At 40.0% G+C, this 22,123-nt stretch carries 20 protein-coding genes and 1 pseudogene; 5 read left to right on the top strand and 16 right to left on the bottom strand.

Going from position 1 to position 22,123, the window contains the following annotated elements; genetic code table 11:
* Positions 1-46 precede the first annotated feature (46 nt).
* The 4 genes from BO26_RS21080 to fadR all read right to left on the bottom strand — a co-directional run bounded on the left by BO26_RS21080 (position 47) and on the right by fadR (position 4,809).
* Positions 47-799, bottom strand: a complete 753-nt coding sequence (locus BO26_RS21080) for a MipA/OmpV family protein (protein ID WP_036774892.1) — start codon at positions 797-799, stop codon at positions 47-49.
* A gap of 381 nt (positions 800-1,180) precedes the next feature.
* Entirely contained in the window at positions 1,181-2,254 is a 1,074-nt protein-coding gene (dadX, locus tag BO26_RS21075; RefSeq protein ID WP_036774891.1) for a catabolic alanine racemase DadX, read from the bottom strand.
* A 1-nt stretch (position 2,255) separates the two neighbouring features.
* Positions 2,256-3,566 carry a D-amino acid dehydrogenase gene (locus BO26_RS21070; protein WP_036774888.1) on the bottom strand — a complete coding sequence of 437 codons (1,311 nt, stop codon included), beginning with the start codon at positions 3,564-3,566 and terminating at the stop codon, positions 2,256-2,258.
* A gap of 523 nt (positions 3,567-4,089) precedes the next feature.
* On the bottom strand, positions 4,090-4,809 hold the full coding sequence (gene fadR / locus BO26_RS21065) for a fatty acid metabolism transcriptional regulator FadR (RefSeq protein ID WP_036774886.1): 720 nt from the start codon (positions 4,807-4,809) through the stop codon (positions 4,090-4,092).
* Between the two features lie 222 nt (positions 4,810-5,031).
* Between fadR and nhaB the strand changes: the two genes are divergently transcribed.
* Entirely contained in the window at positions 5,032-6,573 is a 1,542-nt protein-coding gene (nhaB, locus tag BO26_RS21060) for a sodium/proton antiporter NhaB (RefSeq protein ID WP_036774884.1), read from the top strand.
* Between the two features lie 160 nt (positions 6,574-6,733).
* Positions 6,734-7,243 (top strand): disulfide bond formation protein DsbB, encoded by a 510-nt coding sequence (dsbB, locus tag BO26_RS21055; protein WP_036774880.1) that lies wholly within the window; start codon positions 6,734-6,736, stop codon positions 7,241-7,243.
* Positions 7,244-7,389: 146 nt separating this feature from the next.
* Here the strand turns inward: dsbB and BO26_RS21050 are convergent, their stop codons facing one another.
* Positions 7,390-7,689, bottom strand: coding sequence for a putative hemolysin (locus tag BO26_RS21050; RefSeq protein WP_036774878.1), 300 nt, complete (start codon positions 7,687-7,689; stop codon positions 7,390-7,392).
* A 48-nt stretch (positions 7,690-7,737) separates the two neighbouring features.
* Positions 7,738-8,070 carry a DMT family transporter gene (locus tag BO26_RS21045; RefSeq protein WP_036774875.1) on the bottom strand — a complete coding sequence of 111 codons (333 nt, stop codon included), beginning with the start codon at positions 8,068-8,070 and terminating at the stop codon, positions 7,738-7,740.
* A 1,268-nt stretch (positions 8,071-9,338) separates the two neighbouring features.
* Between BO26_RS21045 and BO26_RS21040 the strand changes: the two genes are divergently transcribed.
* Entirely contained in the window at positions 9,339-9,911 is a 573-nt protein-coding gene (locus BO26_RS21040; protein ID WP_036774873.1) for an ester cyclase, read from the top strand.
* Between the two features lie 80 nt (positions 9,912-9,991).
* Here the strand turns inward: BO26_RS21040 and ttcA are convergent, their stop codons facing one another.
* From ttcA to BO26_RS21025, 4 genes and pseudogenes are all read right to left on the bottom strand, one after another.
* Entirely contained in the window at positions 9,992-10,876 is an 885-nt protein-coding gene (ttcA, locus tag BO26_RS21035; RefSeq protein WP_036774925.1) for a tRNA 2-thiocytidine(32) synthetase TtcA, read from the bottom strand.
* Between the two features lie 578 nt (positions 10,877-11,454).
* Positions 11,455-12,438, bottom strand: coding sequence for a zinc transporter ZntB (gene zntB, locus BO26_RS21030; RefSeq protein ID WP_036774922.1), 984 nt, complete (start codon positions 12,436-12,438; stop codon positions 11,455-11,457).
* Positions 12,401-12,496, bottom strand: a pseudogene (locus BO26_RS24750) (hypothetical protein); the annotation flags it as partial. The pseudogene BO26_RS24750 and the gene zntB, both read right to left, overlap by 38 nt.
* Positions 12,497-12,860: 364 nt before the next feature.
* The gene (locus BO26_RS21025) at positions 12,861-14,483 is read right to left on the bottom strand and encodes a peptide ABC transporter substrate-binding protein (RefSeq protein ID WP_036774872.1); all 1,623 of its coding nucleotides are present in this window, start codon (positions 14,481-14,483) and stop codon (positions 12,861-12,863) included.
* A 178-nt stretch (positions 14,484-14,661) separates the two neighbouring features.
* Here BO26_RS21025 and tpx point away from each other — a divergent pair, with 178 nt between their 5' ends.
* Positions 14,662-15,165: a thiol peroxidase gene (tpx, locus tag BO26_RS21020; protein ID WP_036774870.1), complete on the top strand. Its 504-nt coding sequence runs from the start codon at positions 14,662-14,664 to the stop codon at positions 15,163-15,165.
* 42 nt (positions 15,166-15,207) lie between these two features.
* Here the strand turns inward: tpx and tyrR are convergent, their stop codons facing one another.
* From tyrR to pspA, 6 genes are all read right to left on the bottom strand, one after another.
* Positions 15,208-16,791 (bottom strand): transcriptional regulator TyrR, encoded by a 1,584-nt coding sequence (gene tyrR / locus BO26_RS21015; RefSeq protein ID WP_036774867.1) that lies wholly within the window; start codon positions 16,789-16,791, stop codon positions 15,208-15,210.
* A gap of 244 nt (positions 16,792-17,035) precedes the next feature.
* Complete coding sequence (locus BO26_RS21010; protein ID WP_036774866.1) at positions 17,036-18,100, bottom strand: YcjF family protein; 1,065 nt, start codon at positions 18,098-18,100, stop codon at positions 17,036-17,038.
* Positions 18,097-19,494, bottom strand: coding sequence for a YcjX family GTP-binding protein (locus BO26_RS21005; protein ID WP_036774864.1), 1,398 nt, complete (start codon positions 19,492-19,494; stop codon positions 18,097-18,099). The genes BO26_RS21010 and BO26_RS21005 overlap by 4 nt, the downstream gene beginning before the upstream one ends.
* 103 nt (positions 19,495-19,597) lie before the next feature.
* Positions 19,598-19,951, bottom strand: coding sequence for an envelope stress response membrane protein PspC (gene pspC / locus BO26_RS21000; protein WP_036774861.1), 354 nt, complete (start codon positions 19,949-19,951; stop codon positions 19,598-19,600).
* Entirely contained in the window at positions 19,938-20,165 is a 228-nt protein-coding gene (pspB, locus tag BO26_RS20995) for an envelope stress response membrane protein PspB (RefSeq protein WP_015834087.1), read from the bottom strand. The genes pspC and pspB overlap by 14 nt, the downstream gene beginning before the upstream one ends.
* Before the next feature lie 35 nt (positions 20,166-20,200).
* Positions 20,201-20,872: a phage shock protein PspA gene (gene pspA, locus BO26_RS20990; protein WP_036774859.1), complete on the bottom strand. Its 672-nt coding sequence runs from the start codon at positions 20,870-20,872 to the stop codon at positions 20,201-20,203.
* Positions 20,873-21,048: 176 nt separating this feature from the next.
* On the opposite strand from pspA, the gene pspF reads away from it, so the two are divergent.
* Positions 21,049-22,053: a phage shock protein operon transcriptional activator gene (pspF, locus tag BO26_RS20985; protein WP_036774857.1), complete on the top strand. Its 1,005-nt coding sequence runs from the start codon at positions 21,049-21,051 to the stop codon at positions 22,051-22,053.
* The last annotated feature ends 70 nt before the right edge of the window (positions 22,054-22,123 follow it).

Raw genomic sequence — 22,123 nt, 5'->3', positions numbered from 1 at the left:
AACAGTGCTGGACCCAGTTTTTCTCTGGTATTATCGCCGATAGCAATTAGAAACTATACGTAATACCAGCCCAGGCGATACTTGAATATGATTTATTAACCATCGGGCTGTCTTTAATTTCATCGGGTAAACGTTCGATACGCCCCATCACAAATGCAGACCATTTCTGATTAAATTTATAACTGGCAGATAATTCCAAATAAGGAGTCCAGCTATCACCTGGCGTATATTTTTCTAGTCCACTACGACGTGATTCACTACCTTTAATTCCATATTCGTAGCGGTTTTGTTTCTTACTACTCCAGACCACACCTAATCCCGGCTGTAATGACCAATCATCATTTTCAAAACTATACAGATAAGCAAGGTCAACCGTCACACCTTTACTTTTACCCAAAGTATCCGCAGCAAAAGAACTACGTAACGTCCCCCAGTCTTCAATATGACGATAACTGAAACCACCCATAATGGTATCACGGCGACGATCCAGTTTTTTCATCTGTTCATCTTTGTTATCTTTTGGACGGAAATTTTGAGGATAATAATAAACGTCTAAAGACAATTGATCTTTCGGTTGATTCCACAAATAATACCCAGCGGCTAAAGTATGAAAGTAGAAATCTTCACTTTCATAATTTACCATTGGAACAGGCAATACTTTATCTTTATTCTTCACCCCCTTATAAGGTGATGCCTCAGCCAGAACAGATGCGCCAATTGACCACTGCCCTGCATAGGCTACAGATGAAGAAAGACAAAAAGCTGCTACTGCGGCTAGAATTTTAACTTTATTGGCCATTGTTAACGATTTCCTATAAACAATATATGTATGCAGTTATCCGGTTTCAAGTGTAAAAGTCATTCTCCTCATTTCCAAGTAATAAAGTTCTAATTTTGCTCAAAGCGCATCATATGCCTAAACGCTAATTACTCTTATTAGCAAAAATATACAAATTATATATACTCAAGATACCTCAAAGTGCATGTTTGAAAAACGATTATGCTGTTGAATTTAAATGTTTTTATGTCTGACGGCTCAAGCATCTTGAAGTTCATTCGGTATATATGAAACAACAATATATTAATTTAGTAAAAACAATAACACTTTTCTTTCAATAATATCAGCAATAAACCGTTATTTACCATTCCATCTTTCCGGGCAAACTGCCCCATCCAATATCTAACGACATACGGATACCGGAACCCGATCTGCTAATGCACACAGCAATTCATATCCAATAGTTCCAGGAACGCCAGCCACATCATCCACTGGCAGATTTTGCCCCCATAATTCGACAGGGCTGCCAATTTGTGCTTGCGGGCAAGGCGTTAAATCCACTGTCATCATGTCCATTGATATCGCACCTAACATTTGAGTTCTGACGCCATTTACAATAACCGGCGTTCCGGTCATTGCACTACGAGGATAACCATCAGCATAACCGCAAGCAACTGTACCGACTCTCATAGGGCATAATGCTGTATATTTACTGCCATAACCAATTTTGTCCCCTGCCTTGAGATTCTGAACCGCAATAATCTCACTTTTCAAACTCATTACTGCTTTCAATCCAACATCTGCAATATCTTCCCACTTTCCACTGGGTGAAGCACCATAAAGGGCAATACCGGTACGTACCCAATCTCTATGAGTTTGCGGATACCATAGACAAGCACCCGAATTAGCCAAACATTGAGAAATATTCAAGCTCTGACTAACCGAATCGATAACGTTAAGTTGTTCAGTAACGCCAATCTTTTTATCTGCATTCGCAAAATGTGACATCAACGTTATTTGCCCAATTTGTCGAATATTCCTTGCCAACGATAAAACATCTCTATATCGATCGGCAGGAAATCCCAACCGATTCATACCACTATTAAGTTTAAGATAAATATTGATTGGGTTACTAAAATTAGCCGCTTCTATTGCTTTAAGCTGCCAATGACTATGTACTACTGTCGTCAATTGATATTCATCAATTATTCGCAAATCTTCCGGTTGGAAAAAACCTTCCAACAGTAATATTGGCCTCTGCCAACCCTGCTTCCGCAATAAAATAGCCTCATTAAAATCAAGTAAGGCAAATCCATCTGCTTGATCAAGATGCGGCCATATACAACGTAAACCATGACCATAAGCATTTGCTTTAACTACAGCCCAAATCTTACTATTACCAACCTTATTACGAATAACAGCCAGGTTATTCTCCAATGCATCAAGATGTATAGTTGCCGAAATCGGACGTGGCATATTAGCCCCTCAGTTCAGTGTGTAATTGGTGGCTGAATAACCCAGGTTTTGTATTGCAACCATTAATATAACGAAATACTGACAGATCATCAGATGCAATGGCGGGTCTCCTGCCTGAAATAAGATCAGCCAGTAACTGGCTGGAACCACATGCCATCGTCCATCCTAACGTACCATGCCCTGTATTTAAATAGAGATTGTTATATTCCGTTGGTCCAACAATTGGGGTTCCATCTGGTGTCATTGGACGTAAACCTGTCCAGAAATCAGCTTGAGCAATATCCCCTCCTCCCGGATAGAGATCCTGCACCACCATTTTCAGTGTTTCACAACGGGCTTTAAGAATATTTAAATTGAAGCCCACAACCTCCGCCATTCCGCCAACACGAATACGGTTATCAAACCGGGTCATAGCAATTTTATATGTTTCATCCAATACAGTAGATATCGGAGCCCGTTCCGCATCCACAATAGGCATAGTTAATGAATAACCTTTCAGTGGGTATACCGGAATTTTGACAAGATCTTTCAACAGTTCAGTGGAATATGACCCCATCGCCACAACATAGCGATCTGCTGTCATGACACCATCTTCGCACTGTACACCAATAATACAGTGCCCTTCTACCAACAACCGTTTGACTTGTTTATTAAATAAAAACGTTACACCAGCCGTTTTTGCCATTTTTGCCAGCTCTTTGGTAAAAAGCTGGCAATCTCCTGTTTCATCATTAGGTAATTGCAAGCCGCCTGTCAGTTTGTGAGCAACATGCGCCAATGCCGGCTCTACTGTTGCCAGTTTATCCGCAGTTAATAAATTGTAAGGAACACCTTCCTGTTCAAGAACAGTTATATCATTCACCGCATTATCAAACTGCTTATTGGTACGAAATAACTGAAGAGTCCCTCCCTGACGACCTTCGTACTGAATACCAGTATCTACTCTCAGCTGTTTGATACAGTCACGACTATACTCTGCTAGTCGTACCATCCGGCTTTTATTTATCGCATAGTGACTTGCATCGCAATTACGTAACATCTGCCACATCCAGCGCAACTGAAACAACGAACCATCAGGTCGAATAGCTAATGGAGCATGGCGTTGAAACATCCATTTAATCGCTTTCAGCGGAATACCCGGTGCCCCCCATGGGGTCGCATATCCAGGAGAAATCTGCCCGGCATTAGCAGCACTGGTTTCCTCTGCAGCACTTCCCTGGCGATCAATAACAGTTACTTCATGACCTTGCTGCGCTAAATACCAGGCACTGGTTACACCTATAACACCACTACCTAAGACAAGGATTTTCATCATGGTCCCCTGATGATAAAAAATTTAGGCAAGCATAATATGCTGTTTATAAAAAACCAATATAGAACAATCATCGGTAACGTCAATAATCTATATTTATGATTTAGGTCACAATGAAGTTACAATTACGCAACAATTTCATTTGTTATTTACGTCCAGACAACTTATAAAAAATGACATTAAAATCATATAATTAAAATAAAAATCGTGTTGTGGATTGCATACTAATTATTTCATACCAGTAGTTATTCTTAGCTTTTTGTCTAAAATAGAGTGAATCAATCAAACACCCACAAGATACCAATAACTATCAATTAATCGAAATAAAAACTCAGACAAAAACCAAAAATTAGGAATAATATGCTAAAACAAGCATTCTGATAATTAACCTGGAACTAAGAAGAACGAAAAAATAAAATTCCCGAGACAGAGTACTCTACCTCGGGCCAATTCAAAATAATTTTGATTTGAAATTAATAGATCAAGATCAGACGTGAAGTTAAGCAAAAATACTAATGTGATATCAACGATAAACGTCAGATAAATCACTTGGCATCGTACTTTGCATACTATGCCAAATTACACCGCTCTCTTTACCATAGTTACGCACACACTCCATGACCTTATCGTAAGATTTATCACGGCATAACATCACCAATTGCTGATAAAAGTTCATCGCTAATTTGCGTGCTTCAGGATTAGAAAAATAATAGCGCCCTACACGCGTGTAAAGCCCTTTCAACCCATTGATAATCAGCCCATAAATTGGATTTCCTGAAGCAAAAGCCAGCCCGCGGAAAATGTCATAATCCAAAGTACTGAATGACTCTGAGCTATCTTCTACATTCTCTTTTTCTGCTAACACTTCCAATGACTGAGCAGGATTGTGCCTGAAAGCAGTACGGATAAATATTGCTGCAATATTCGTTCTTACTGCCAATAGGTTATCAATCAACTCAGGAACACGATCGTGATCAAGACGGGCCAGAGTTTCTAAAATATTAAGGCCCGATGTTTCCCAAAAGTTATTCACTTTTGTTGGCTTGCCATGTTGAATAGTTAACCAGCCATCACGTGCCAAACGTTGCAATACCTCACGTAGGGTAGTCCTTGTTACACCAATCAACTCAGATAATTCACGCTCTGCTGGTAGAATGGAGCCAGGAGGAAAACGTCCGTTCCATATACTCTCAATGATATATTCTTCCGCAAAACCTGCAGGACTTTGAGCCTTAATGACCATATTTTTGTTATTCCAACGCGATTATTTCAACTAATAATAGATGAAATTATATCAGAATCCGCAACCCCAATATAGCGATCTAGTCTAGAAACCAGAAAAATGACCATAAAAAAGACATGTTAACAACTTAATTACCCCTAATCTCTCTTAAAATATTTTGTATTAAAGCGTACTATTGTTTAATGAATACAACCTTACATACTTGGATGAATTTTAATCACAATGAAAACCAGTATCAGACAAGCAGTGACAAAAAACTTTCTCGGCAACTCGCCAGATTGGTATAAGCTAGCTATCTTCAGCTTTCTTATCATCAACCCAATTGTATTTTTTTTCATCAATCCATTTGTTGCAGGATGGTTACTTGTTGCCGAATTTATCTTTACTTTGGCAATGGCACTTAAATGTTATCCATTACAACCGGGTGGCTTGTTGGCCATTGAAGCCGTTATCATCGGCATGACATCGCCCCAACAAATCGGTCATGAAATTGCTAATAATCTGGAAGTGATCCTATTACTGATATTTATGGTTGCAGGGATTTACTTCATGAAGCAGTTATTATTGTTCGCTTTCACTAAACTACTTCTTTCCATAAAATCTAAGCGAATGCTTGCTTTAGCGTTCTGCCTGGCCAGCGCATTCCTCTCTGCATTCCTTGATGCTTTGACAGTTATCGCGGTAGTTATCAGTGTTTCCCTTGGCTTCTATTCTATCTATAACAATTTTATATCTAATCAACATGACGTAATTAATGATAATAGTCACATTAATACCGCAGAAAAGAAACAGACTCTCGAACAGTTTCGTGCCTTTCTGCGCAGCCTGATGATGCACGCAGGTCTAGGTACTGCACTCGGTGGTGTGATGACGATGGTAGGAGAGCCACAAAATCTGATTATCGCCAAACACGTTGACTGGGATTTTGTCACGTTCTTTATTCGCATGGCTCCAGTCACTCTACCTGTTTTTATCTGCGGACTATTAGTGTGTTTCCTGGTCGAACGCTTTAAGCTATTCGGTTATGGTGCAGAATTACCGGAACGCGTCCGACAGGTACTGGAAGATTATGATAAAAAAACCAGTGCAAAACGAACCCGACAGGAAAAAACACAGCTTATTGCTCAAGCATTAATCGGTATATGGTTAGTTATTGCTTTGGCATTTCATCTGGCAGAAGTTGGTCTGATCGGCCTTTCTGTTATTATTCTCACTACTTCATTCTGTGGCATTACGGAAGAGCATGCTTTGGGTAAAGCGTTTGAAGAAGCATTACCATTCACTGCATTACTAACGGTATTCTTCTGTATTGTTGCAGTGATAGTTGATCAACAACTGTTTACTCCATTTATTCAGTTCGTTTTACAAGCTTCAGAAGCTTCACAGCTTTCTCTGTTTTACCTATTTAACGGCTTGCTCTCCGCAGTATCAGATAATGTATTTGTTGGCACGGTTTATATTAATGAAGCGATGGCTGCTATGCGAGATGGCCTGATCTCACATAAACAATATGAATATCTGGCAGTTGCTATTAATACCGGCACTAATCTGCCTTCTGTTGCAACCCCTAACGGGCAAGCCGCATTTTTGTTCCTATTGACCTCAGCATTATCCCCATTAATTCGCCTTTCTTATGGTCGTATGGTCATGATGGCATTACCCTATACCATTGTGATGACACTGGTTGGTTTGCTGTGCGTGGAATTTCTGTTAATTCCGGTCACTGACATGATGGTTCAGTGGGGATTAATCGTTTTACCATAACGAATAAGCAACTCATGCCGTATCGAGCACGGGATAGCTCAATACGGCTTCATTTCTTTACCTGAAAAAACCAAATTTACCTTAATTGACTTTTTTTGTTTCAGGTAAGTCGGCAGAATAGGCATTCAATTGCTTACCTTATCTACATGGAAAAAAGGAAATGATACGATTTTTAACCCGCTGTTCTCAGGGACGAAACGCATGGTTGTTAATGACACTTACTGCCCTAATACTGGAAGGCTCAGCACTATATTTTCAACATGTGATGAAACTACAGCCCTGTGTGATGTGTATTTATGAGCGAGTTGCTCTGTTTGGTGTATTAGGTGCTGGATTACTGGGCGCAATAGCACCAAAAACGCCATTACGCTGGCTGGCTATCATTTTGTGGATCTACAGTGCCTGGAGTGGTCTGAAACTGGCATGGGAACATACCATAATTCAATTGTATCCTTCTCCATTTAATATCTGTGATTTCTTCGTAAACTTTCCTTCATGGCTGGCATTAAATCAATGGGCTCCTTCTGTATTTGAAGCCTATGGTGACTGTTCAGTAAAGCAATGGCAATTCCTGTCATTAGAGATGCCACAATGGCTAGTCGGTATTTTTGCCGCCTATCTGGTGGTTGCGGTATTAGTGTTAATCAGCCAATTTTTTGGCCGTAAATAATTTCCAACTCAGACTACTGAAAATGTTTGTCTGATGAATCAAATATACCCGCAGAATCATGCCAAAAGTAACTCCATCACCAGAGCTACCAACGGCATGTTCCTGCTGATAACAAACATTTTAGTTGCTTGATTGCTACATTAAATTTAAGCACAAAAACCCTGCAACAATGCCCTTTCATCACAACGTTTACCATTCGCTAATTGACAAACAGGTACTTGCGTACCATTCAATTGTATTGCTAATGCAGGCGTACCACCTGCATAAATACACGTCGTTTTGGCATCATTTCCAAGGCTCATTTCTGGCTGAGAATATTGTATTACCTGATCTTGGATAAATGCTTTCCCTGCCTGACTACTACAGCCAAACAATAAAGAAAAATTAAAGAATACTCCCCCTAATAAGGCTGCTTTGAATCCTTTCTTATCGCCGAAATTTAGCATATCTCTTCTCCAAAAAACGATTCAGGAAAAATCAAGTAACATCGTTAATTAATGTGCACCGCTGTTAGAAAGCAAATTTATTACCATCACACCAGCAATGATGAGCCCCATACCTAAAATAGCCGCCCAATCCAACTTCTGCTGATATAAAAATATCGCCGCAATGGAAACCAACACAATACCAAGGCCGGACCATATCGCATAAGCAATTCCTAATGGAACAACTTTAACTACCTGAGATAATCCCCAGAAAGCGATACCGTACCCAACGATGACCAGTATAGACGGAAATAATTTACTGAATCCATCGGAAGCTTTTAATGAAGCCGTTGCTACGACTTCAGCCACAATTGCCATTGCTAAATATAAAAATCCATTCATATCTTTACTCTCTATAGCAGAAAAAAAACCTATTGTTCAACACTAATAGATAAAAACGGGCTGAATCTATCACAAACTCTTTAAGGTGTAACGTAACAAAAATGATATATTTCACTTTCTAAACCCCATTTACATATTATTTACAATGGGCCTACGGAAGGATTCCCGATGGATAAAAAGTATTAAAGAGATTCTACCAGAAACGGAAGAAAGAGCTAATGACAGGTTCCAATTTTGAGATTCAGGCCAGAATTCTTTAACACGATAATCTTGAGAATTATCTAATAAAAATATAGCACTGTAGAATTGCAAATCAGAGTATTTATATGTTAAAAATAATCCTATTGTCCGACAAAGCAATGAATTCGAAATCATAAAGAATTTATTTTATCTAAAACAAACAATCATATTAAAAGAATTTCGGAGAAAATAATATGGAAATAAACAGTTTTTTGCGTTGCCATATCTTTCTCCTCACTCAATTGATTTGACATACAGAGTAATAGGCGCAAAATTCATTCCATATTTATAGTATTATTAGCTTTATGAATACTGTTATTTTAAAAAATCATCATAATTAAGCCAAATGTAATTAGACTTCTAAATATTAAAAGAAAATATTTAATAAATGCCATAATTTTAATATTCAAAGGTATCACAGAAACAATTCGAAACTATATTCTCCAATTACGAATTATTAAATAAAGGCATTAATTTATCAGGACAATTCTACATTTTTAACAGGGCATAAAATAAAATTCATTTAACTATTTACCTGGTTTTTGCAGCATAGAGATATACTCTTCATCCTTCAAGTTGCCTCTTTGTTAGCTGCACTCACTCACCCTGGTCACATCGTTATCTATGCTCCCGGGGATTCGCTCCCTTGCCGTCGCAATCCATCTTGAAATCTATTGGGTATAAATGAAACTAATGGAAACCGGTTTTGATGTAGAAACGGTCAATCCAAGCCAGTTGATTTTTTATAGTTATAATTACTGTATGTGACTATTTACAGGGTTTTCTATTAGGCGTAGTATCGGGGTAACCTGATAACTTTTTATACGATAGTTATCCAGTGTATGAGTCGGTTTAGTCACTAACTCTTTGATTCAATTGTGTTGTTCTGGGTGGTTCTTCTCTATCAAGTCAAAGTCAAGCGGGCCGATGAACAATCGTTTTTAATTTATCTAATGAAGGAGTCCAGCAATACTTAAGTCGTAAAAACAATCTGTTAGTTCCTTTAGCACTAACAAAGAGGAAAGACCATGAAAAGTCACAAGAGGTTATCATTATTCACGCTTTTACTGTTTATTGCCAGTCCAGTAGCATTTGCGGTGCAGAACAATTGGCCCGGCACGAGAGTAAATCAACCAACACCTAAAATCAAAGGGATGCCCGAAGCTCTGGCAAAAAATTTGGCTAACTTTGATGATCTTGATTTCCGTGTCTATACACACCAAAGATGGTGGGATCTACATAAGAGCCATGCCATGGACATTATTGTTCACTACCCCGATGGTCATACTACCAAGGGTATTCGAAAACATATTGAAGATCTGAAGTATATGTGGACATTTGCCCCTGATAACCGAATCACGGAGCATCCGGTACGGTTTGGTACCGCTGATGCGGAATGGACCGCTGTAACGGGATTTACTGATGGAACATTTACGAAACCCATGATTCTCTCGGATGGTAAGGTTATTCAACCTACAGGTAAGGCGTACCACCTCCCCATGGCGACACTCGGACATTGGAATAAAAGAGGGGTTATGGATGAAGAGTATCTGTTCTGGGACGATGCTGAGCTTATGAAACAGATAGGTGTTAGTAATTGATTAAACAATTCTATACGGACTTGCTTAAGAGCAAGTCCGTAAATTGTAGTGTGATTGTGATAACCAAATTACTGGACATCTCACACATTAATAAACATAGATTCATCAATGTTAGTCGACGATATTATTGCTTCGCTAAATGCGTATTCTTCTCTTTTACCTTCACGATACAACGGTAAATTGACAAAGTCGAAAAGCGCTTTATCTGCTAATTGGCTTGGATTAACATTTTGAATGGATTTGAAAATACTCTCCACCCTGCCTGGTGTTTTCTTATCCCAATCTATCAACATAGCTTTAATCGCCTGCCGCTGTAGGTTTTCTTGAGAACCACATAGATTACAAGGAATAATTGGAAAATCTTTATACTCCGCATACTTAATAAGGTCTTTCTCTCGGCAATATGTTAGTGGCCTTATGACTACGTTACGTCCATCATCAGATCGTAACTTTGGGGGCATTGCTTTCATACGTGAACCATGAAACATATTAAGAAACAGCGTTTCAACAATGTCGTCTAAATGATGTCCAAGTGCAACTTTTGTTGCCCCAATTTTTTCAGCAAAAGAGTAGAGCGTTCCACGGCGAAGCCTTGAACATAATCCACATGTGGTTTTACCTTCCGGTATCTTCTCTTTAACAACTGAATATGTGTCTTTGTCTACGATATAATATGGAATATTCAGACTCTCAAAATATTGAGGTAGAATGTGTTCAGGAAAGCCAGGTTGTTTCTGATCAAGGTTCACCGCAACTACTTGAAATTTTATTGGTGCAGCCTTTTGCAGATTCAATAGGATATCTAACATCGCAAATGAATCTTTGCCACCGCTAATACATGCCATTACAACATCATTTTCTTCAATCATACTGTAATCAATAATAGCATTGCCAACATTCCGCCTTAAGCGTTTCTGGAGCTTATTGAATTCAAGTGTCTCTTTTCTCGTATCTTTCTGATTCATCACGACTTCCCACATTGTCGATTGTATCGACTATGGATTTCCTATATAGATTTTTGCAGTGGGGGGATTATACGGATTTTTCTTTTTGTTTGAAACATATCTGTAGGTGACGACTCCCCACTCAATCGAGGATTTACGGCGATTTTCACTAAAGTCGAGCAACTACACTACAGCCAACTATCGCCATTTCCGTACTAACGACCCTGATCCGAATGAATAATGGTTTTTTCCGTATAAGTACCGCTTTAGACATATTTCAGAGCAGTAATTTCTTTTTATTTTTAACCCTAGTTTCCATTTATGAGTTTCTTGTTCTAATTTGGATAATAATGAAAAATAAAAAAAGCCGACATTAAAAAATAACATCGGCACAGGAATGGGCAATTTATATAAAGATTCAATGTGAGAAAAACTACAATTATGGAGCACAACGTTCATCGCTTAACGTTGCTTTCACCTGCAGGAGCCATAATGCCTGAAGTATTCTTGAGGAACATTGATATATCTCAAATTAAAAACTAGTTTTAGCAAAACATTCCGATAATGATGTTTTATTTCTCCAAATAACTGTTTGACTTTTATAACCATTTACTTCGTCTTAACCACCACGCAACAAATAAAATCAATCCCAATAGCAATAAACAAAAGATACTGAAACCCAAATAATATTCATTGCCAGGAATACCACCAAGGTTGACGCCAAATAATCCAGTCAAGAATGTTGTTGGTAAAAAGATCATAGCAAGTAATGACATGGTATAAGTACGACGATTCATGGCATCCGCCAGCATTGAAGCAATTTCATCAGCAATAATCGCCGTGCGAGCAATGCAGCCATCCAAGTCATCCAACTCTCTCCCCAAACGGTCGGAAATTTCTTGCATTCGGCGGCGATCCTCATCACTCATCCAAGGGAATTTTTCACTAGCAAGACGGGAAAATACATCTCTCTGGGGAGCCATATAACGACGTAGAATAATCAGTTGCTTACGCAGCAAAGCTAATTCACCCCGCCCGGGCATTTGTTGCTCCAGAGTCATATTCTCAAGCTCAATAAGGTTGTCATGCAGATCTTCAATAAAATTACCCACTTCATCGGTTATGGCATCAATCATTTCGACCAACCAGTGCCCAGTTGTTTTCGCTCCTATACCATTTTGTAAATCGCTTAACACCTGTTCAAGTGAATGAACTTTACGATGGCGGCTAGAAATAATGATTTTAGCATTGATATAAATACGGAACGTTACCAATTGATCTGGACGTTCACTTTCATTGTTATTAATTGTTCGGAGAGTGATCATCGTACCGTTACCAGTACGGATCACTTTCGGCCTCAAACTTTCGCCTGCTAACCCTGCCTTGATAGGTTCTGGTAACAAATTCGTATCCATAATCCATTGATAACTCTTAGTATTATGGTAATCCAAATGCTGCCAGAAAGGTTGAGCTGGTGTAGCTGATACATTGATATCAATTGGTGTAATACCGCCCTTACCGTCAAACTGACAGGCATAGACAGCATCAGCATCTTTCAACAATGAACCATAAATTGTTTCCACATCCAGCTCCAATGTACGAGTGTGCATCTGGTATCACTATAGCCACAACCTGATAATGATTTTCATAATACCAATGTTGGGCATAAACTAGATATACCTGTTATCTTTCACGTTGCCTATCATTCTCAACAATCATTCTTCGGAGATTGAAATAATCTTGTTCAACTACCGGGTTAATTAGCTATACCCAATAGATTTCAAGATGCCTCGCGACGGCAAGGGCGCGAATCCCCGGGAGCATAGAGAACGATGTGACCGGGGAGAGAGAGTATAGCCAACAAAGAGGCAACTTGAAGGATGAAGGGTATGAAAAAAGAAAAAAGCTGTGAATAATCGCGACCCTTTTTTCAACTTCCGTGTTGCCCTTCGCTACAATTCTTTTTTTAGCTGCCGGAAAAACACCTATAGGCTCTTATGGATAATCAATGCCTAATAATGTACATAGTATGACTGTATGCAACATCTTCTGGATTGGTAATTGGGTATCCTTTTAACCAGGGCTTTATCAACCTGCCGTTAGTGTACTGATAAATCGGTGCAATCGGTGCCTGTTCAGCAATCATCTGCTCCGCTTTGTTATAGTCATCATTTCTCAGAGCATCATCTGTTTGTACGCTAGCTGCCCGTAAAAGTCTGTCATAATTAGCCTGATGGAATTTAGCAATATTGCCGCTATGTGTTGAAGTCAGCAGGCTTAGAAATGTGGATGGCTCATTGTAATCGCCAATCCAAGATGCTCGAATAACATCAAAATTACCAGTATTACGGTTATCAATATATGTCTTCCATTCCTGATTAACCAGATTCACCTGCACCCCCAGTTTTTTCTTCCACATGGAAGCAACAGCAATAGCAATCTTTTGATGATTCTCCGAGCTATTATAGAGCAGGGAAAGTTTCAACGGATTATTCGGACCATAACCTGCAATCTGCAACAGAGCTCTAGCTTGCTGATCCAGTTCCGCCTGTGTGCGCCGTTCCATTTCACTGATTGTAGGATGGAAATTTGCTGTCACGTCCGGCGTAAAATGCCAAGCTGGTTTTTCTCCTGTCCCCAGTACTTTTTCCGCAATGATTTTACGATCAATCGTCATGGAAAGCGCTTTACGCACTCTGGCATCATTAGTTGGTGCGCGCTGTGTGTTAAAAGCGTAATAATAAGTCCCCAACTGATCAGGCGTATATACCTGCCCAGGTAATTCATGTTGCAACTTTTTGTACATGTTTTTAGGGAAGGATTCAGTGATATCCAGATCACCTGCCAGATAACGCTTAGTTGCATGTGATTCCTGATTAATCGGCACAAATGTAACTTTGGTTAGAACTGTTTTTTTATGATCCCAGTAATAAGGATTTGGTGTCAGAACAATTTTTTCATTAACAACTCGCTCATGTAATTTGAAAGCACCATTTCCTACTAAATTGCCAACCTTTATCCAATCTTTTCCATATTTTTCTACTACGTTCTTATTAACTGGATAGAGACTGAAATTTGCCGTCAAATTAGGAAAATAAGGAACGGGTCGGTCCAGTTTAACCTGTAATGTATGTTTATCAATGGCCTTAACACCCAGTTTTTCTGGTGGCAATTTACCATCAATAATCTCTTGTGCATTTTCAATACCTGCCAGTGCCGTAAACCAAGCAAAAGGCGAAGTATTAGCCGGATTAACCAACCGCTGCCAACTATAAGCAAAATCTGTAGCAGTGACCGGCTCCCCATTTGACCAACGGGCATCAGAACGCAATGTAAAAAACCAGATTCTATTATCTACTGTTTTCCATCCTGTCGCTACCCCAGGGATTGCATTGCCATATGCATCCTGATTTGCCAGCCCTTCAAACAAATCACGCTGAATCTGAGCTTCTGTCAGACCTACAGCATTAATCGGATCTAAAGATGCTGGTTCGTCTTTAAGATGACGCACTAGCTCTTGTCTGTCATTTAGCTGAGTGCCAGGAGGAACTTCTGCCGCAAAAGCAGAAACGGTGATAAAAGAACTACTAATAAGCAATGCACATGAAGTCAGCCTGAAATAACGCATAAGGTAATCTACCTTGTATATATGTAGTATAAAGAAATATTCCAGTGCCGAATTATAAGCCATTGTCAAAATGACACAATCACGCAATTTTACTCTATAGGCGCTATTTTTGTGGGCAAGAACCGAATATTCTTCTACACTGAGAAGCTATAGTTCATTTTATCAGAGGAAGAAGACTATGACACAAACAGTAAAATTTCAGGGCAATGATATTTCCGTCAGTGGCCAATTCCCAAAATCGGGGGAACAAGCGAAAGATTTTACTCTAACAGCCAAAGATCTCTCCGATATTTCCCTCAGCCACTATGCTGGAAAACGTAAGGTATTGAATATTTTTCCAAGCATTGATACCGGCGTTTGTGCTACATCAGTACGCAAATTTAATCAGGTAGCAAATGACCTGGAGAATACTGTTGTCCTATGCATTTCTGCTGACCTGCCTTTTGCACAGTCTCGTTTCTGCGGTGCGGAAGGGTTATCAAATGTTATCACTCTTTCTACTCTGCGTGGCGATACCTTCAGTGAAGATTATGGCGTGGCTATCAGCGACAGCCCTCTAAAAGGTCTTACAGCTCGTGCGGTAGTTGTACTTGATGAAAGCGATAAAGTGATTTACAGCCAATTGGTCGATGAAATTACTAATGAGCCAGATTACGACAACGCGCTAGCTGTACTGAAGTAAATCCATTTTTCGTATAATGCCCACCAAAATGGGCATTATTTTTTACTCATCATCATCCAAATCATACCTGGCAGGATGTTTCCTGCTACTCAAGCCGTATTCTCTCAATTTATTAGCAATCGCGGTATGTGATACACCAAGACGTTTAGCCAATTTACGGGTACTTGGATAATGACGATAAAGACGGGTCAATACTGAGCGTTCGAAACGTTTACTGATTTCGTCTAAAGAGCCATCAAACACATCCTCACTAAAAGAAACCTCGGTTTCAAATTCTGGCAGTAATATATCCCGTGGCTTCAGCTCCATATCTTCAAGCTGAGTCAATGCCCGATAAATAGCATTCTGTAACTGTCTTACATTACCGGGCCAACTGTAGCCAGTCAGGAAGTGAGCAATCTCAGGAGATAGTTTAGGTTTTGGTATCCCTTGTTCTTCAGAAAAGCGATCAATAAAGTATTCAACCAGCGGCATAATATCCGCTTTACGCTCACGTAGCGGCGGGAGCGTAATAGCCAACACATTAAGGCGATAATAGAGGTCTTCACGAAATTCCCCTCGTTGTACTAATTCAACCAGATTTTTCTGTGTAGCACAGATAACTCTGACATTCACTTTAACTTCGTTTTCTTCCCCTACTCTGCGGAAAGTACCATCATTAAGAAAACGCAACAGCTTAATTTGCATCTGTGGTGACATTTCACCAATTTCATCCAATAAAACGGTTCCACCATTAGCCTGCTCGAAGAAACCTTTTTTCCCTTCAATGGCATTAGGGTAAGCACCAGCCGCATAGCCAAACAGCTCACTTTCCACCACATCATCCGGCATAGATGCACAATTCAATCCCAGAAACGGTTGTTTCCCACGTAAACTGTGTAAATGGCAAGCTTTTGCCAAAACATCTTTACCCGTTCCTGTCTCTCCAATTAGCAACAGTGGCGCATCCAATATCGCCATTTTGCGAGCCTGCTCGACAACCTGAATCATTTTCGGGCTAACTGCGATAATTTTTTCAAATTCACTGTTATCATTAACTGCCAATTTTTTCAGTTGATGACCTATTCGGGCGGCAGATTTGAGCATAATCACTGTACCCACACTCTGCATTTGCTGCTTTTCATCAGTCAGTTGAATTGGAATAATATCCATCAGATAGTCCTGACCTTTAAGAGTTATCCTTTCTACACGCTGCTGAGCGTTTTTATTTTCAAACCAACGCGAAAAGTTATAACCGCTGATAAACTGGCTAATAGGTTTTTGATAAGCTTGTTCCTCACTGGCGCCAAATAAATTAAACGCAGCTGAGTTAGCTAACTCAATATTTCCTTTTAGATCAACTGAAAAAACAGGCTCAGGCAAAGACTCCAACAGTGCACACATCGCTTTATGCTCTCTTTCCGAAGGCATAAAAGAGACGGTACGAACATCAATAACCCCGTTAATGCGACGAATTTCTGCCATCAGCCGACGGAATGTATTGAAATCAACTTGTGAAAAATTAAGGTAAATCCGGCCAGTTTGGGATATTTCTATCCCTTTTAAATCAATGTCCTGTAATACCAACAAATCAAGCAATTCACGAGTTAACCCGATTCGATCATGGCAAATAACTTCTAAGCGCATCTGTTTTGACCTTATTTACACTAATATCTATAATTTTTTTTTAATATTACTCTACACTATTATCCATATGAAGCATTCTGTCAGTAAAAATTGACCGGTCCCCGGTTTTTTATGTAATAAATTGAAACCTTCACTAAAATAAATAAATTCCAAGATTGACTATAAGACAGATGGATAAAATAACGTAAGATGTTACCGTTATCTGGATATTTTGTGCTTTATACAAATTTAAAGTATATATCACTTAATCAACTATGTTCTTAGATTTATTTGGAACGATATTCTTAAGTTGAGTGATTAACTGCCGACGAAAATCTCCCAATTTAGGTTTATCACCTTCCATCCAGGGCAATGGCCGACATAATTCCATTGCTTTAATCCCAAGCCGAGCAGTCAGTAAACCTACACCAATCCCTTGTGCTGCTCTGGCAGAAAGACGTGCAGCAATATCCTGCGATAACCAGTCCATACCCACTTCTCGCACCATCTCTGAGACACCAGAAAAAACAATATTAATCAAAACAAGACGAAAAAGCCGGATACGACTGAAATACCCTAATTCAATCCCATACAGACCAGCAATGCGGTTAATCAACCGGATATTACGCCAGGCAATGAATGCCATATCAATAATTGCCAGCGGGCTCACTGCTATCATTAATGCTGATTCCGCAGCATAGCGGCTGATTTCAGTCCTTGCTTGAGAATCCAGAACAGGCTGAACCAATTTACCGTATAACACCACCACTTCACGATCGTTATGTGTATCATGCAAAGCAGCCTGCCAGCGTTGTAATGCGGGATGGTGTTGTTCAATACCTGCCTGACTTGCCAGCTTCTCACAAAACTCACGGCCTTTACCTACACCATGATGTTGCAATAGTTCTCTTGCTGTATCGCGTTCTTCAGCTCGCATTCTTAGCCGGTAAAGACGACGCCATTCACTGATAATAGAACCCACACCAGCAAATACAATCATTCCTCCCGCCACTGCTGCACCTAATGCGCTCCAATCCTGTTGCTGCCATGATTGATAAATCCACTGTACAGACTGCACAACAATACTCACCGCCAGTAAAATCAAAGCACTATACACTATTTTACGCCAGAAGCTGCGCTTAGGTTTCAATGCTGCATTGACGATTCCTTCTACCTGACCTTCGCGTTCTTCCGCCTCAAGTTCTGGTGAAAAAGGAGAGAAATTTTCTCTACTTTTCCCATCAAAGACCTGCGCTGGCTTTAAAACCAGCTCTGATGACGCCAGTGAGGGATCTTCAAAGTCAATTCTTGGCCTCAGAGGATCTGTCATTTCACTTTATCTCCCAATAAAAACTCAAGCACAGTATCCAACCGAACATGAGGTAATGGCGTATCAGCATTCACCTGGCGAGGATTGAATTCCTCGAAGCAAAAACCCTGTTTTTGCCAAAAATCATCTCCTGGTAAACACAGCGGCACCTCACCGGGGAAAAATGTCAGTAACTTGCCATCTGCCAGCCGGTGTCCTCTCAGAGCTGGAACTTTTTCGCCATTATGTTCAATCACTCCATTCTCTGTCGCCTGCACTGATGCCAGGCCAACACAATCCATGCTGATGCCTTCAAAAGCAGCGTTTTGTCTGGCCTCCTGGACCAACTGTTGTAATAAGGAAACCAGATTGACATGCTGATCAGAGGTAACATGATCAGCTTTACTGGCTGCAAATATCAACCTGTCAATACAAGGAGAAAACAGGCGGCGGAAGAGTGTTCGTTTACCATAATGAAAACTCTGCATTAATTGTGTCAGTGCCAAACGCATATCATTAAAGGCTTGTGGTCCACCGTTTAATGGCTGTAAACAATCAATCAACACAATCTGTCGATCAAAACGCAAAAAATGCTCTTTATAAAATCCTTTCACTATCGACTGACAATAATATTCAAAACGCTTACGCAACATACCAATATTCGTGTGTGGAGCTGCCTGAGCAAATTGTGATTCAACAATATAGTCAATATCCGGCCACGGAAAAAATTGTAAGGCCGGAGCGCCCATCATTTCACCCGGTAAAACAAATCGTCCCGGCTGAATAAAATGCAAACCTTGCTCTTTGCATTTAATCAAATATTCCGTATATGCCTGAGCAATATTAGCCAATAGATTTTCATCTACCGGCGCCAGTGGATCACACTGTTTGCAAAGTTCCAGCCAAGATTTTGCCCATTTGGCCCTTTGCCCCTGTAGTAAACTACTCATCTGGCGTGACCATGCCAAATAACTTTGAGCCAGCATGGGCAAATCCAGTAGCCATTCGCCAGGATAATCCACAATTTCCAGATATAACGTGGAGATTTCTTTAAAATGACGCAGGAAAGCGTCGTTAGAACGGTAACGAAGTGCCAGACAGATTTCACTGACACCCCGTGTAGGTATCGGCCAGGAGGGAGGTGTACTGTAAAGCGCAGCTAATCCTTCGTCATATGCAAAACGAGGAATCCCCAAATCGCGCTGAGGAACCCGTTTTACTCCCAGTAAGCGCCCGTCACGTACAACAGAAAACAGCGGCAACCGTGCACCGCTGTGAGCATGAAGTAGTTGATTAACCAAAGATGTAATAAAAGCTGTTTTACCACTTTGGCTTAACCCTGTAACCGCTAACCGTAAATAACGATCCATCCCACGGTTAATAAGCGCCGTTAATTCATTTTGCAACCGTTTCATGTCTCTCCTATGGTAAATATCACAAAAATTTTATTATACCAGCCTGACAGATAACGATTTTTCATTTTAATCTTAATAGCCGAGCAATACACAAGCCTTACTGTTAAAGCTGACTGAAGCGACTGCGAACACTGAACGTTTCTGAGGTAACATAACGCTCCATTTGCTGTAGACGAAGTTCACCCGTTTTCAACTGATAATCCACCTCATTCAATAACTTGTGCACTGAAGGACCGGCCTCTTCGGTATAATCCATCGGGGCTGGATCCAAGACAAAAGCCAGTATGATATAAGCAATAACGACTAAACCAAGCAAGCCCAAAAACAACGACAATACAGCCATTGCTCGAATTAAGCTTACTGGTACGCCAAAATAATGAGCTAACCCAGCACAAACACCTTTAATCCTGCCATTTTCAGGTATTCTGTACAATCTCCGGTGGTTATAATTTGCCATATTGCCTCCAACCAGGGTGTTCCGCATCCAGAATATCTTCCAGTATTTTGATTCGTGCCTGCATATGTTGTACACGCTCTGCCAGAAGCTGAATTTCATGTTGCTCCAACCGACTTTGGTTTGAATTCCGGTTGTTGTAGTGCAACCACAGCCAGATGGGTAAAACAAAAAGCACAAAGATCATCAATGGAATGCCAAGAAATATAAAGCCCATTACTATTCCTTAATGGTTAGTTGAGTACACCATGATTAATGTTGTTCTTTAGCATTTATTTTAGCCTTCATTGCTGCCAACTGCGCGTTGATTTCATCATCTGCTTTTAATTCAGCAAACTGCTGTTCTAGCGATTTTTGTTTTCCCATACCCACAGTTTCCGCTTCGGCTGTCATATGATCGATACGACGTTCAAATTGCTCGAAGCGAGCCATGGCCTCATCAATCTTACCACTGTCTAACTGACGACGAACTTGTCGGGAAGATGCCGCTGCCTGATGGCGCAGAGCCAACGATTGCTGTCTGGCACGAGTTTCACTGAGCTTATTTTCAAGCTCGACAACTTCTCCTTTCATACGCTCAAGTGTTTCTTCCAGTATGGCCAGTTCGTGTTTCAATGTATCCAGTAAAGCAGAAACTTTCTGTTTTTCGATTAATGCTGCCCGAGCTAAATCTTCTCTATCTTTACTTAATGCCAGCTCAGCTTTTTCTTGCCAATCAGATACTTGCTGTTCACCTGCCTCAATGCGACGAGACAACTGTTTTTTCTCTGCCAAAGTGCGTGCTGAGGTTGAGCGAATTTCAACTAAAGTATCTTCCATTTCCTGAATCATCAAACGAATCATTTTCTGCGGATCTTCTGCTTTATCCAGTAATGAAGAGATGTTGGCATTCACGATATCGGCAAAACGAGAGAAAATACCCATAGTAAATTATCCTCTTTAACTAAGACTTATTAATACTGTGAAGATTATACATCAAGAATCATGCCAACTTTTTTATTCATTTTATTTACATGAAATATAAAGAGATATTTTTTCTTTGACTTTCTACGCCAACAAAATAAAGTGGTCATAATAACTAACTATTGGTTAAAATAACCATGAGTGAAATCACAGAAAATCTATTAGGTGAAGCAAACAGTTTTATTGAAATTCTGGAGCAAGTATCAGCTCTGGCAAAATTAAATAAACCAGTACTTGTTATTGGTGAACGCGGAACGGGTAAAGAATTGATTGCCCGCCGTCTACATTATCTATCTCCTCGTTGGCAAGGCCCCTTTATTTCCCTAAACTGCGCTGCTTTAAACGAGAATTTATTAGATTCAGAACTATTTGGTCATGAAGCTGGCGCATTTACCAGCGCACAAAAAAGGCATCAAGGAAGATTTGAACGTGCTGATGGGGGAACCCTATTTCTTGATGAACTAGCAACCGCACCAATACAAGTCCAGGAAAAATTACTACGCGTCATTGAATATGGCTATCTTGAACGTGTTGGCGGCAGTCAATCATTACAAGTCGATGTTCGATTAATATGCGCAACGAATGATGATTTACCTGCAATGGCAATCCAGGGTAGATTTCGCGCTGATTTACTCGATAGGTTAGCTTTTGATGTGGTTCAGATACCACCATTGCGACAAAGACAGCAAGACATCATGTTGCTGGCACAACATTTCGCTATTCAAATGTGCCGCGAACTTAATTTGCCCTTATTTACCGGTTTCACCGCACAAGCAAAACACCAGCTACAAAATTACAACTGGCCCGGTAATATTCGTGAACTGAAAAATGTTGTGGAACGTTCGGTTTATCGTCATGGCGAAAATCCCAATCAGCTCGACAATATCATTATCAACCCGTTCGTTTCTGCACAGTCCCTTTTGGCTAATACTAGTGATCATAATAGTTCATCTTCACAGCCTCTGCCTGCTCTACCTGTCAATCTGAAGCAATGGCAACATGATAGTGAACGGCAATTGATCGAACTATCATTAAAAGAGAGTAAATTCAATCAGAGAAAAGCATCGGAAAAACTGGGGTTGACCTACAATCAGTTACGAGGCTTAATCAAGAAACACGATATTAATACAGGTAATAAATGATCCGAATGTAAATAAAAAAAAGCCAGCACCCGAGCTGGCTAAAAAAACACTGGAAGCAATGTGAGCAATG

Source organism: Photorhabdus australis DSM 17609, assembly GCF_000711895.1.
GTDB lineage: Bacteria > Pseudomonadota > Gammaproteobacteria > Enterobacterales > Enterobacteriaceae > Photorhabdus > Photorhabdus australis.
This window is presented reverse-complemented; position numbering and strand designations above follow the sequence as displayed.

Excerpts from the sequence above, each read along its gene's own strand:
- BO26_RS21040 (WP_036774873.1), top strand. The coding sequence starts at position 9,339 with ATGAAAAGTCACAAGAGGTTATCATTATTCACGCTTTTACTGTTTATT.
- tyrR (WP_036774867.1), bottom strand. The coding sequence starts at position 16,791 with ATGCGCTTAGAAGTTATTTGCCATGATCGAATCGGGTTAACTCGTGAA.
- ttcA (WP_036774925.1), bottom strand. The coding sequence starts at position 10,876 with ATGAATCAGAAAGATACGAGAAAAGAGACACTTGAATTCAATAAGCTC.
- BO26_RS21010 (WP_036774866.1), bottom strand. The coding sequence starts at position 18,100 with ATGACAGATCCTCTGAGGCCAAGAATTGACTTTGAAGATCCCTCACTG.
- fadR (WP_036774886.1), bottom strand. The coding sequence starts at position 4,809 with ATGGTCATTAAGGCTCAAAGTCCTGCAGGTTTTGCGGAAGAATATATC.
- BO26_RS21080 (WP_036774892.1), bottom strand. The coding sequence starts at position 799 with ATGGCCAATAAAGTTAAAATTCTAGCCGCAGTAGCAGCTTTTTGTCTT.
- BO26_RS21025 (WP_036774872.1), bottom strand. The coding sequence starts at position 14,483 with ATGCGTTATTTCAGGCTGACTTCATGTGCATTGCTTATTAGTAGTTCT.
- dadX (WP_036774891.1), bottom strand. The coding sequence starts at position 2,254 with ATGCCACGTCCGATTTCGGCAACTATACATCTTGATGCATTGGAGAAT.
- dsbB (WP_036774880.1), top strand. The coding sequence starts at position 6,734 with ATGATACGATTTTTAACCCGCTGTTCTCAGGGACGAAACGCATGGTTG.
- nhaB (WP_036774884.1), top strand. The coding sequence starts at position 5,032 with ATGAAAACCAGTATCAGACAAGCAGTGACAAAAAACTTTCTCGGCAAC.
- pspA (WP_036774859.1), bottom strand. The coding sequence starts at position 20,872 with ATGGGTATTTTCTCTCGTTTTGCCGATATCGTGAATGCCAACATCTCT.
- pspF (WP_036774857.1), top strand. The coding sequence starts at position 21,049 with ATGAGTGAAATCACAGAAAATCTATTAGGTGAAGCAAACAGTTTTATT.
- BO26_RS21050 (WP_036774878.1), bottom strand. The coding sequence starts at position 7,689 with ATGCTAAATTTCGGCGATAAGAAAGGATTCAAAGCAGCCTTATTAGGG.
- BO26_RS21045 (WP_036774875.1), bottom strand. The coding sequence starts at position 8,070 with ATGAATGGATTTTTATATTTAGCAATGGCAATTGTGGCTGAAGTCGTA.
- tpx (WP_036774870.1), top strand. The coding sequence starts at position 14,662 with ATGACACAAACAGTAAAATTTCAGGGCAATGATATTTCCGTCAGTGGC.
- BO26_RS21070 (WP_036774888.1), bottom strand. The coding sequence starts at position 3,566 with ATGAAAATCCTTGTCTTAGGTAGTGGTGTTATAGGTGTAACCAGTGCC.
- BO26_RS21005 (WP_036774864.1), bottom strand. The coding sequence starts at position 19,494 with ATGAAACGGTTGCAAAATGAATTAACGGCGCTTATTAACCGTGGGATG.
- pspB (WP_015834087.1), bottom strand. The coding sequence starts at position 20,165 with ATGGGCTTTATATTTCTTGGCATTCCATTGATGATCTTTGTGCTTTTT.
- pspC (WP_036774861.1), bottom strand. The coding sequence starts at position 19,951 with ATGGCAAATTATAACCACCGGAGATTGTACAGAATACCTGAAAATGGC.